Raw genomic sequence first — 12,553 nt, 5'->3', positions numbered from 1 at the left:
TATCAAGCACCATCAAAAGGAGGCTAGGAACATGCCGAAAAATTCTAAATCCAAACGAAATCCAAAGAAAAGCAGAGATGCTGTCCAGCCGAGTACAGGAGAAGGAAGAATTTCCATCTCTAAAGCCGGTAAACCTTTCAACGAAGAAGAAAGATAACAGATGTAGGAAAAGGAACATCCTCAAAAAAACAGTGTTAAAATATAAAAAAGCACGAACAGAGACTACCGTTCGTGCTTTCATTCCCTTTCTTCTTTTCTCTCCACACCGATCCGTGCTCCAATCATCATCAGTGTCTGGTTGATTTTCCACACATAGAACAAGTGGTGGACGAGATCTCCCTGCCCATCGTTGTGCCCTGGAGCATAGCGCTCAATGGTCTCCCTTTCAGCATGGAGGTCATATAAAGTCCCTTCTCCCCCTTTGTTTTCAATAACAGAACAAAGTACCCTAATATTGTGACAAAACTTTTCCTCCATCATTTGAAAAGCTTCGTGTACTTCCTTGGAGTAATGAAAATTTTTCTGATAAGAAGAGGCTACTAATTGCTTGGCATAATAGTTGATGGCTATGAACATCGTCAACAACCTGGGAAGGTCTGAATACTTCATTCCTACAGGGCCCTGAACGACCGGTTTGGACTCATCTTCCAGGGATTGTACTTTTTCGTCCATCTCAAATGCGAGGTCTGCCAAATGTTTCACACTCGCTATGCCTTGAAAACTTTTCATATACTTAAGAACATAGGTCTCTAAATCTTCCAGGTAATCAAGCAGCACTTCATTCACTTTTTCCATTGTTTTGGTAGGATAGATGAAAGCGGCGACACCTAGAGCAATCAGGGCCCCTGCAATCGTATCAACAACTCTCGCCCCTAGAAGGTGATAGCTGATCCCACCCAACATGAGGTCATACATGAATGCGATTAACATGGTGATGAACATACTCGTTAACGTATAAGATACCGAAAGGAAATAAAAAGCTGAAAAAATCACCAGGAAAATTAAAACCACTTCGAGTTCAGAGTAGCCTGATACCGATTTTGCAAGGACGAATCCGATGAGCGCTCCAATCACCGTCCCAATCGAACGCTCCAACCCTTTCAAGTAGGTTCTTCCTACTGTTTCTGTACCCAGCTGGACAATAAACGTTGTTAAAAGCACCCAGTAAGGCTGGATCGGTGAAAGGAGATGGCCGACGATTACAGCAATCGTACCTGCCAGGATAGACTGGATCGCCTTCTTTGTCGTCGGTTCGAGGCCTTCCTTCTCCTCTTCCTCCTCCTCGTCCTTTTCTGATTCATTCTGTTTATAGAAATCAGGGTGGTGGCTGATCTTGTAGCGAACTTCTATCGCACCTTCCGTAACGTGTGTCGCGATCGCTTCGATACGACGCAATAGATAAAGCCATCCTTCCGGCCTTGTCGTTCGTTCTTTAAATAAATCGTCGATGAACGCCCGCAAAGCACCGACCACTTTTTCAGCTTCCGAAAGATGCTCCTCTTGATTTCTCGAATCAAGTACTTCTGCCTGTTGTAAGGTAAGGATGACCCGGACAAGAAGGTTCCTGAGCTCAGTGATTTCCAACGCTTCACTTTCCTTCAGCTTCTGCAAACTGTCAGAGAGAGTCATGACGAACATCGCTGTATCAAATACATACAATCTCAACTGACTAGACTCTAGTCCTGGCCAAATATCCTTTATGTCCTGAGTATTCAAATCCGTGGAAACTTGTATGGCATATTTCCTCAACTTGCTGATGTTGTACTCGAGTTTATTTTTCCGTGAAGTCTTACTCTCCGGTTCCTGAATGATTTCGATAAGTAATTGAAAGGTTAAATTCGCTTGTCTATGAAAAGATTGCATACTTCTTCTCAATAACTGGGCTGAATCTTTGAACACAATAAAATTATAAAGGAATGCATAGCTTATCCCTATAGTTACAGCCAAATAAAACCAGACAAACTGATCCGGCGGCAATTTTAAAAAAGAGGAAAAGTAGACAGTAATAAACCCGATCATCCCGAGGGAGAAATACCGACTACCGAATTTAGAAAAGTAAAAGGCACAAAAAATGATGGCGATCATGAGGGCCGAGACGTAAAAAGCACTGAATGAGAGTAATGACCCTAATGTGATTCCCATAAAAGCCGGAAGAGGCATGAGCATTGTTGTCACTTGTTTTTGCTGTTTTGTGTCATCCATGACCGCCATGATTCCTAACAAGCCGCCGACCCCCGACATGATGGACGGTAGTAATGGGTCATTGCCGAACATATTCAATAGCCATAAACTAGTAAAAACGGCTGAAATGACACTGACCGTTGCTTTTCCAGCCTGATTCAATCGTTTCCTCCCCGGGTCGGAAGCTAGCAAACGTCGAATCCAATAGGACTGAAACAGGCGTGCTTTCATATGTACCCTCCTTTTCTGTAATACTTTAATTATCACTGATCGTGGAGACATAACATTAAATTATAGAGTCCCCGTGTCTTTCTGTCAAAACTCCATACGATCCCTGTTCTTGCTTTTAATGTTCTATGCTTTCGATCTGGTGAGGAATATGGCGTGTGTGAAAACAACCACTTTCATCTATCATTCCATTCCACATTTACCGGAATGATATCCATTCTGCAGATGAATAAACATTTTTTCAAAATAAAAAGCCACGAAGGAATCGTGGCTTTACGTTAAGAAATATGCAAAAATGACAATAGATCCTACATACGAAAATATCGCTTGAGCCCAGTAACGGTTACGCTCTCTTTTCAACATATAAACGTTCCACAATACGAAAAGTACCAAAGAGGCGACAAGGCTTAACAATGGTTCGAGAGACCACATGGATTCCATAAAAGAAAATGCGACCCATGTGTACAAATAAACGAAACAAGTCAACAAACCCAACGAAGCGTTCATCAGTATGAAAAAAGAATGTTTTTTTGATTTCATGTTCATCACCAATACACTTTGATGACTTCATCGTACTAGGACGTGAATGAAATAGCAACTCCTTACCATTTAAGCTTTTGTAAAAATATGAGGATCCATACGCCATTTCTCCAGAAGCTCTTTTTGTTCGAATGTTAAATGCTCATCTTCGACCATTTGAGCAAGGAGGTCTTCATAACTAGCAAGCGATTGATAGGTATACCCTTTCTTACTGAATGTTTGATCCGCTTCCCGGAGGCCGTAGGTGAAAATCGAAAAAACGTCGAGTACTTCCACTCCTGCATTATGTAATGCATCTGCAGTTTCCACCGATGATTTTCCTGTGGAAATCAAATCTTCAATGACGACTGCTCGCTGTCCTTTTTGCAACTGCCCCTCGATCTGATTCCCTTTCCCATGTTTTTTTGCAGAGGATCTTACATAGACCATTGGTAAATTCATTCGTTCTGCTATCCAGGCTGCATGGGGAATGCCTGCCGTTGCACAGCCAGCAATCACATCCACCTCTTTATTCAATGATTCGATTTTTTCTACGAATGCACCCGCGATGGTACTACGAATCTCAGGATAAGACATCGTCAACCTGTTATCACAGTAAATCGGAGACTTGATCCCGGATGTCCATGTAAAAAAGTCTTCTGTCTGAACTTTGACTGCACCGATTTCCAGCAAGTCACGAATGAGTCGTTTGTTGTCCATAAGTGAAAGCCTCCTTCATTTTTGTATAGGTAGCCTGTGGGTCTTCAGCATCTCTGATGGCACGTCCAACGACAATCGAATCACTTCCTTTTTCAAGAGCCTCCACTGGAGTAGCTACGCGCTTTTGATCCTGTCGCCCACCATTTTTTTCACGAATTCCCGGTGTTAAAGCCAGAAGCCTGGTTTGCTGTTTGATCATTGCGGCTTCCTCTACGGAACAAACGACACCATCCGCCCCGTTTATTTCGGCAAGCTTACTGTAATGATGAACCACATTGATCAGTGACTCCTTCAATAACAAATCCTGCTCCAGCATTTTCTGATCTGTGGATGTAAGCATAGTAACAGCCAGGAGAACAGGCACTTCATCAGAAGCACCTTCTTCCAATCCCCTCTTTGCTGCTTTGATCATATCCCCGCCACCCTGGGCATGGACATTTATGACGTCTACGTCCAGTTTGGCTAAGTTGCGCATCGATCGCCGGACTGTCTCTGGAATATCATGCAGTTTCAAATCAAGGAAAATATCATGCCCTCTAGACTTTAATTGCTCGATGATACGGGGACCTTCCCGGTAATAAAGTTCCATTCCGACTTTTACAGGGATGCCGGATAAATCGTTTTTATCAAGAAAGGATAATGCTGTTTCTGCATTTTCAAAATCAAGAGCGAAGTAGATGGGTTGGATCTTTTTCAATGTGAGCACCTCCGATGACATCATCAATCTTAGAAAAACCATATTTCTCCAGGGTCTCTGGCAATTCGTCAATGATTTCCTTACAAATGAAAGGATTCTTGAAATTCGCACTGCCGATAGCCACTGCATTAGCACCAGCCAGTAAATATTCGATGACATCATCGGCTGATTCGATGCCTCCCATCCCGATGATCGGCAGGTCGACAGCTTGATAGACTTGATGGATCATCCGGATACTGATCGGTTTAATCGCCGCTCCTGACAAACCTCCTGTACCATTTGCAATGATAGGCTTCCTTGTTTTCGGATTTATCCTCATGCCTGTAAGTGTATTCACCATCGACAGTCCAGAGGCCCCCGCTGATTCTACAGCTTGTGCCATTTCTACAATATCTGTTACGTTTGGGGATAATTTGACGTAAACAGGTACATGGCTTGCACTTACTACTTCGGCCGTTACTTCGGCTGCAAGTGTCGCGTCTGTGCCAAACTGTACCCCACCTTCTTTCACGTTCGGGCAGGAGATGTTCAATTCGATGGCATCCACATGCTCAGAGATTTTCCCTGTGACAGTAACATATTCCTCCACCGTACTTCCGGCCACATTCGCAATGATTGGTACTTGTCTTTCTTTTAGAAAAGGAACCTCGTCCGTAATGATTTGATCCACTCCAGGGTTTTGCAATCCAATAGCATTCAGCATACCGCTGGCGGTTTCTGCGACCCTCGGTGTTGCGTTTCCGAACCGCTGGCTGCCTGTCGCTGCTTTCATGATTACAGCCCCCAGCTCTTCTAAATCGTAAAATTGGGCGAATTCTTTTCCGAATCCGAAACAACCGGATGCTGGCATGACAGGGTTTTTCAAAGACAACCCTGGTAGGTTTACTGATAAGTTCAAGATAACACGACCTCCTCGCTGCGGAAGACAGGGCCGTCACAACAAATTCTCCGGTACCCTTTCTTATCCGGTGACTCTACAACACAAGCGAAGCAGGCTCCGATTCCACACCCCATCCGCTCTTCCATTGAAATGTATCCGGGTATATCGGATAACCGCTCGGACACAGCTTTTAACATAGGGGTAGGACCACACGTGAAGTACGTATCAAATGTCCCTTCTAGTTCAGAAAGGGGATCGGTAACCAGCCCTTTCCTTCCTAATGAACCATCATCCGTCGTGATGTATACCTCCCCGAACTTTTCGAATTCATCCACCAGAAAAGCGTCATCCATCGATTGAAAACCGAGGACACTAATAATGGTTACTCCCTGGTTATGCAGATGTTTTGCAAGACTGTACAAAGGTGGAATTCCGATGCCTCCACCGATGATCAACGCCCGTTGTGTTTGAATGCTTTTAAGTGGGAACCCCTGGCCTCCTGGACCGAGAACGTCCAGCTGTTCACCGACTGATTTCCTTGTCAAGGCTTTCGTCCCTTCTCCCAACACTTTATAAAGGAGGGTGACTGTACCACTGGATTTGTCATAATCAGCGATAGATACCGGACGTCTTAAGTAAAATCCATCGATCAACAAGTGTACGAACTGCCCCGGATCCTCGATTTGATCGACCAGCTTGCCTTTCAAGACAAGCTGGTACGTATCTTTTGCAATTCTTTCATGGTGTAATATCGTCATAGACTCACGATTCATCCCATTACTCCTTCCATCGGGGAAATGGCACGTGCGGAAAAGGTCATGGTATTGATGACATCTACAATGGTTTGTGCTGTATCAAGGTTCGTCAAGCAAGCAATTCGGTGTTCGACAGCTTCTCTGCGGATCCTGAACCCATCGGATCTTGCCCGCATCCCGTTGTTAAGCGTATTAACTACAACTTGTACATCTCCCTGCTGGATGAGGTCAATCACATCACGCTGGGTCGATCCTACCTTTCCAACCCCTTCGACAGGAATACCGGCTCTTTCAATGACCGCAGCCGTCCCTTCCGTTGCGTATAATTTAAAGCCAAGCTGGAAGAAGGTATCTGCTATTTTCAGCATCTCGCTCTTATCTTTATCGGCTACCGTTAGTAGCACAGCCCCTTGTGTCGGAATCTGCAAACCTGCAGAAGTCATCCCTTTATAAAGAGCTTTTTCCAGTGTCTCATCATACCCGATGACTTCACCTGTGGACTTCATTTCAGGTCCCAGCGTTGTATCGACGCTCCGCAATTTCTCAAAAGAGAAGACAGGAACTTTTACATAGACACCAGACGGTTTCACTGCCACACCTGATGAGTAGCCATGATCCTTCAGTTTCTCCCCTAAAAGCACCTGGGTGGCTAGTCTGGCCATAGGCACGCCGGTAATTTTACTTAGGAATGGAACGGTCCGGCTTGCACGCGGATTGACTTCCAGGACGTAGGCTGTCCCTTCAAAGACGACGAACTGTATGTTTATCAAGCCTTTCATGTTCAGTTCACGTGCGATTTTCATCGTCGCATCGATACACTGCTGCTCAAGGTCTTCCGTAAGTCTTTGGGTCGGATATACAGCCATCGAATCACCGGAGTGGACACCAGCGCGTTCTATATGTTCCATGATTCCCGGAATGAAGACATCTTCTCCATCTGAGATGGCGTCGACTTCGATTTCCATCCCTGTCATATATTTATCGATTAAAATCGGATGGCCATTATGCACGGTTACGTTTGTTTCCAAGTAAGCGGCCAGCTCTTCCTCTGAATAAACAATCGCCATTGCCCGACCTCCGAGCACATAGGATGGACGGACGACGAGAGGATAACCGATATTTTTCGCTGCTTGATATGCTTCTGCTTCACTCGTTACACTTTCTCCGCCCGGTTTAGCGATTTCCAATTTATTCAAGAGCTGTTCGAACAAATCGCGATCCTCTGTCTGGTTGATGGATTCCATCGTTGTACCGAGAATCTTCACTCCTTCAGCAGTCAGATCATCCACGAGATTGATCGCTGTCTGACCCCCGAATTGAACAATGACTCCTTCCGGCTGTTCAAGGTCGATGACATTCATTACATCTTCTATTGTCAATGGTTCAAAGTATAATTTGTCAGAAACACTGAAATCTGTAGAAACCGTTTCCGGGTTATTATTCATGATGATCGCCTCATATCCCATTTCCTTCAAAGCAAGGACAGAGTGGACGGTAGCATAATCAAATTCCACGCCCTGACCGATACGGATGGGACCAGATCCGATGACGAGCACTTTTTTATTATCTGTCGGAATTGCTTCATTTTCCTCTTCATAGCTGCTGTAAAAATAAGGCGTCTCTGAGGCAAACTCACCTGCACAAGTATCGACCATCTTATAAACAGGGCGAACACCATTCGTGCGTCTCTCTGTTCTGACCTCTTTCGTAGATCTTCCAGACAGACGAGCGACCTGGGTATCTGAAAATCCAGTTCTCTTCACTTTTTCCAGTAACGGAAGAGTAAGTTCCCCTTGAACGATTTCTTTTTCCAGCATGATGATTTTTTGTAACTTGTACAGGAAGAAGAGATCGACACCTCCTGTAATATCATGCAATCGTTCGATGGAGAAGCCACGTCGTAAAGCTTCCGCTATAAGGAAAATTCTCTCATCATCCGCACGTCTCAAGCGCCCAATCAATTCTTCCTCCGACAGGCCTTCTGCGGATGGTAAAAACAATTCTTCTGTTTCTCCTTCAAGAGACCGCACTGCTTTCATGAGTGATTCTTCAAATGTACGGCCGATGCTCATCACTTCCCCTGTGGCTTTCATTTGAGTGCCAAGCTTCCGGTTGCCTTTGGCGAACTTATCAAACGGCCAGCGGGGTATTTTCGTGACTACATAGTCCAGGGCTGGTTCGAAACAAGCATAAGTCGTACCTGTGATCGGATTTTTTATTTCATCCAACGTCATACCCACAGCGATTTTGGCTGCTAGTTTTGCGATAGGATAACCAGTCGCTTTAGACGCAAGTGCAGAAGAACGGCTGACCCGTGGATTCACTTCTATTACATAATATTGAAAGCTATGAGGATCTAGTGCGAGCTGGACATTGCATCCTCCTTCGATTTCGAGCGCCTGAATGATTTCCAGGGAAGCATTTCTGAGCATCTGATACTCCCGATCACTTAAAGTCTGGGATGGTGCTACAACAATGGAATCCCCCGTATGGATACCGACTGGATCGAAGTTCTCCATATTACAAACAACAATCTTATTATCAAAACTATCACGCATGACTTCATATTCGACTTCCTTGAAGCCTGCAATGTTCTTTTCAATGAGACATTGGTGTACTGGGGACATCGCAAGCCCGTTTCGCGCGATTTCACGCAGTTGAGCAGGGTCATCACACATTCCCCCTCCCGCTCCGCCCATCGTATAAGCAGGACGGACAATGACGGGATAACCGATTTCTGCAGCAAAATCCAGTGCCTGGTCAACAGAGCTCACAATTTCACTTTCCGGTACCGGTTGATTCATTTGATGCATCAGGGAGCGGAATTTTTCACGATCCTCCGCTCGTTGAATTGCATCCAGTGGTGTACCCAACAACTCGACATCGAATTGATCCAGTATCCCTGATTCACTTAGTTCGACGGCAAGGTTCAAACCAGTTTGCCCTCCAAGAGTCGGTAAAATGGCGTCTGGCGTTTCTTTTCGAACGATTTTCTTCAAAAACTCGAGGGTAAGAGGCTCCATATACACTTCATCTGCAAATGTATGATCTGTCATGATCGTAGCAGGATTCGAGTTTGCTAGAATCACTTCATACCCTTCTTCTTTTAGGGACTGACAGGCTTGAGTTCCGGAATAATCGAATTCAGCAGCCTGGCCAATGACAATAGGTCCTGATCCGATGACGAGAATTTTGTTTATATCTGTACGCTTAGGCATGATAGATCCTCCTTTTTCTTCTGCTCCTGCTGTATAGTAATCATTTCTAAAAATTCATCAAAAAGGTGTGCGGTATCTTCTGGACCAGGCGAACTCTCCGGGTGGTATTGCACAGAGAACACAGGATAATCTTTGTGAAGCAATCCTTCGACCGTTTCGTCATTCAGAGACACTTGCGTCAAATCCATTTTCGTTGTTTGTAATGATTCTAGATCGACGGCATAGCCATGGTTTTGCGAGGTCATATACGTTCTCCCTGTCCGCAAATCTTTGACAGGCTGATTGATTCCGCGGTGTCCGAATTTCATTTTCGACGTATCTGCTCCAGAAGCAAGGGCGATCAGTTGATGTCCAAGACAGATACCGAAAATCGGTACCGTGCCGAATAACTGACGAATGGTATCGATGGCTTCCGGAACACTTTTTGGATCGCCAGGACCATTGGACAGCATCACTCCATCAGGCTTCAACCGTAATATTTCTTCTGCTGTCGTATCGTAAGGAACCACGGTTACATGGCAATGACGCTTCGTGAACTCTCTTAGAATGCCATGCTTCATACCAAAGTCCATGAGAACGATGCGCTGCCCTCTTCCAGGTACAACGTAAGGTTTGACGGTGGACACTTGTTTCACCTGGTCTGTCGCAAGTTTCGTATCTTCTAAAATTTTGATGGCTTCCGTAACTGGTCGATCCACCGTTGTGATCATCGCCTTCATCGTACCGTGCTGGCGAATGATTTTCGTCAGTTTTCTCGTATCAATGCCACTGATTCCTGGTATTTGCTTCGCTTTCAAGAATTCATCGAGCGTCTCTTCATTACGGAAGTTGGATGGAAATTCACAATGTTCCTTGACAATGACACCGAGGGCAGAAGGATTGACCGTTTCAAAATCATCCCGGTTGATTCCGTAGTTCCCGACTAAAGGGTACGTGAACGTAATGAGCTGTCCACAATAGGAAGGATCAGAAATCACTTCTTGATATCCAGTCATCCCTGTATTGAATACGACTTCTCCAATTGTTTCCCGATCACTTCCAAATCCTTCACCTACGAACACAGTTCCATCTTCAAGCACGAGTTGTTTCATATTTCTTCCCCTCCCAAACAATTTTCCCATTTACCATAGTGACTTGCGGCCAACCTTTCACTTTCCAGCCATGGAATGGTGTATTTTTACCTTTGGATACAAATTCATGTCGGTTGATTTCTTTTTCCGTATCTAAGTCAATAAAAGTCAGGTCTGCAGCCGTCCCCTTTTGAATGGTTCCATATGGAAGTCCAAACGTTTCGGCCGGTTTTCTTGTCAGCCAATCGACTACCTGGTCTACAGGAGCCAATCCTTTCTCAACGATATGTGTATAAAGCAGAGGAAAAGCTGTCTCCAGACCAGTGATCCCGAATGGAGAATACAAAAACCCTTGTTGTTTTTCTTCCTCTGTATGAGGAGCGTGGTCCGTGGCGATGAAGTCAATGGTTCCATCGAGCAAACCTTGAATTAATGCCTGTTGATCTTCCTCTGACCGGAGCGGAGGATTCATTTTGAAAAAGCCATCATCTTCCTTCACATCTTTTTCATTCAATAGAAGGTGATGAGGAGTGACCTCCGCTGTCACACGGATCCCTGCCCGCTTCGCATCACGGATCACCCGGACAGACTCTTTCGTAGAAACATGACAAACATGGTAATGGCAGCCGGTTGCTTCAGCGAGAAGAACGTCTCTTGCAATTTGGACCGATTCTGCTACATTGGCTATTCCTGGGAGTCCTAACCTTTCACTCACTTCTCCTTGATGGGCGACCCCTTTATAAACGAGCGAATTGTCTTCACAATGTGCGACAATCGCTTTATCCAGTCGACTTGCTTCTTGCATAGCTTCATACATTTTGCCTGTAGTCTGAACTCCTACTCCATCATCTGTAAATGCAAAAGCTCCTAATTCCGCTAAACTTTCCATGTCGACAAGCTCTTGTCCCAGCTGTCTAGTAGTTATAGAAGCATAAGGTAACACTCTTACGACTGCGTCTTTATCAATTTTGTCGAGTAACTGCTGCATCACTGCCGGTTGATCAGGAACCGGGCGGGTGTTCGGCATGGCACAGACAGTAGTGAATCCTCCTCGGGCAGCCGCCTGTGTACCGGTTGCTATCGTTTCCTTAGCTTCATCCCCTGGTTCCCTTAAATGGATATGGACATCTACAAATCCCGGCAATACGAGATGTCCCTTTGCATCAATCACCTCATCCGCGTCCCCTGCTTTTTCATCCAGCTGAATGATTGTCCCCTCTTCGATTAAAATCTCTCTATCTTTATAACTTCCATTCTCTAACACTTTAGTATTGACGATTTTCTTCTTCATTTAAAGCTCCCCTTTCATAAATGCTTCCATAATGGCCATCCTGATTGTCACGCCATTTGTCATTTGCCGGAAAATCCGTGACTTTGGCGACTCGACAAGGTCTGCGTCAATTTCCACTCCCCGGTTCACAGGGGCCGGATGAAGGATGAGACTGTGAGCAGCCATGCGTGATTCCCTCTCTTTTGTCAGCCCATACTGTTCAAGGTAGGAACCTGTCGTCTCTTGTTCTTCGTGCCTTTCATGCTGGATTCTTAAAAGCATAAGCACATCACATTGTTCCACAGCATCGTCTATGTTTATGTAACGATCTGCAAGCGTCGGATCCTGCCATTCCTCTTTACTGGCAAAAGAAACATTTGCGCCAAGCTGTCTGAGTGCAAAAGCATTCGACCTTGCCACCCGGCTATGCTTCAAGTCGCCTGCGATACAAATATTCAAACCTTGGAAGGTATTAAAATGTTCAAAAATCGTGTACAGATCGAGCAGAGATTGAGTCGGATGCTCTCCACACCCGTCGCCAGCGTTAATTAAGGACATATCCAGCCCTTTGGAACAATGGTCCAACATTCCGATCTCGGATTGCCTTACAACAGCGATATCAACACCGAGAGCCTCGATCGTTTTCAGTGTGTCATAAAGGCTTTCCCCTTTGGTCAAACTGGAATCATCTCCGCCAAGTTCCAACACTTCCATCCCTAATTTCCGTTCTGCTATATGAAAACTAGTTTTTGTACGAGTACTTGGCTCAAGGAATAAGTTCGTTGCAAACGTATCATTATAAGAAGGTTTTGTTTCTTCCCGTTCCAAACGCTTAGCTATTTCGAATAGGTGATGAATCTTTTCGTTCGTCAACTGTTTTATTGAAAGTAAATGCTGTTTCGATTTTGTAATCATCATTTTCATCTCTCCGATCTAAGATTAGGTTAAATCGGGACTAAGGTTATAAAAAAAGTACCCCCAGGTGTCTGGGGGTACTCTGCTCGTCACATATATG

At 44.9% G+C, this 12,553-nt stretch carries 11 protein-coding genes; 1 reads left to right on the top strand and 10 read right to left on the bottom strand.

Features of this window, described 5'->3' with window-relative positions; translation table 11 throughout:
• Window positions 1-31 precede the first annotated feature (31 nt).
• The gene (locus BMZ58_RS21620; protein ID WP_279626130.1) at window positions 32-157 is read left to right on the top strand and encodes a hypothetical protein; all 126 of its coding nucleotides are present in this window, start codon (window positions 32-34) and stop codon (window positions 155-157) included.
• A gap of 80 nt (window positions 158-237) precedes the next feature.
• Here the strand turns inward: BMZ58_RS21620 and BMZ58_RS10885 are convergent, their stop codons facing one another.
• From BMZ58_RS10885 to BMZ58_RS10840, 10 genes are all read right to left on the bottom strand, one after another.
• Window positions 238-2,412 (bottom strand): FUSC family protein, encoded by a 2,175-nt coding sequence (locus BMZ58_RS10885; RefSeq protein WP_075036582.1) that lies wholly within the window; start codon window positions 2,410-2,412, stop codon window positions 238-240.
• A gap of 270 nt (window positions 2,413-2,682) precedes the next feature.
• Window positions 2,683-2,916, bottom strand: coding sequence for a hypothetical protein (locus BMZ58_RS10880; RefSeq protein ID WP_244151534.1), 234 nt, complete (start codon window positions 2,914-2,916; stop codon window positions 2,683-2,685).
• A gap of 102 nt (window positions 2,917-3,018) precedes the next feature.
• Complete coding sequence (pyrE, locus tag BMZ58_RS10875) at window positions 3,019-3,648, bottom strand: orotate phosphoribosyltransferase (protein ID WP_075036580.1); 630 nt, start codon at window positions 3,646-3,648, stop codon at window positions 3,019-3,021.
• A complete protein-coding gene (gene pyrF / locus BMZ58_RS10870) occupies window positions 3,623-4,354 on the bottom strand; it encodes an orotidine-5'-phosphate decarboxylase (protein ID WP_341864783.1) in 732 nt (243 codons plus the stop codon). The genes pyrE and pyrF overlap by 26 nt, the downstream gene beginning before the upstream one ends.
• Window positions 4,311-5,243 carry a dihydroorotate dehydrogenase gene (locus BMZ58_RS10865; protein ID WP_425268654.1) on the bottom strand — a complete coding sequence of 311 codons (933 nt, stop codon included), beginning with the start codon at window positions 5,241-5,243 and terminating at the stop codon, window positions 4,311-4,313. Before BMZ58_RS10865 ends, pyrF begins: the two co-directional genes overlap by 44 nt.
• Entirely contained in the window at window positions 5,240-5,998 is a 759-nt protein-coding gene (locus BMZ58_RS10860) for a dihydroorotate dehydrogenase electron transfer subunit (protein WP_075036577.1), read from the bottom strand. The genes BMZ58_RS10865 and BMZ58_RS10860 overlap by 4 nt, the downstream gene beginning before the upstream one ends.
• Window positions 5,995-9,198, bottom strand: coding sequence for a carbamoyl-phosphate synthase large subunit (gene carB / locus BMZ58_RS10855; RefSeq protein ID WP_075036576.1), 3,204 nt, complete (start codon window positions 9,196-9,198; stop codon window positions 5,995-5,997). The genes BMZ58_RS10860 and carB overlap by 4 nt, the downstream gene beginning before the upstream one ends.
• Window positions 9,177-10,289: a carbamoyl phosphate synthase small subunit gene (locus BMZ58_RS10850; protein WP_075036575.1), complete on the bottom strand. Its 1,113-nt coding sequence runs from the start codon at window positions 10,287-10,289 to the stop codon at window positions 9,177-9,179. The genes carB and BMZ58_RS10850 overlap by 22 nt, the downstream gene beginning before the upstream one ends.
• Window positions 10,270-11,559: a dihydroorotase gene (locus BMZ58_RS10845; RefSeq protein ID WP_075036574.1), complete on the bottom strand. Its 1,290-nt coding sequence runs from the start codon at window positions 11,557-11,559 to the stop codon at window positions 10,270-10,272. The genes BMZ58_RS10850 and BMZ58_RS10845 overlap by 20 nt, the downstream gene beginning before the upstream one ends.
• On the bottom strand, window positions 11,560-12,456 hold the full coding sequence (locus BMZ58_RS10840; RefSeq protein ID WP_075036573.1) for an aspartate carbamoyltransferase catalytic subunit: 897 nt from the start codon (window positions 12,454-12,456) through the stop codon (window positions 11,560-11,562).
• Window positions 12,457-12,553: the final 97 nt, after the last annotated feature.

The organism is Halobacillus dabanensis (assembly GCF_900114165.1).
Lineage (GTDB): Bacteria > Bacillota > Bacilli > Bacillales > Halobacillaceae > Halobacillus > Halobacillus dabanensis.
This window is presented reverse-complemented; position numbering and strand designations above follow the sequence as displayed.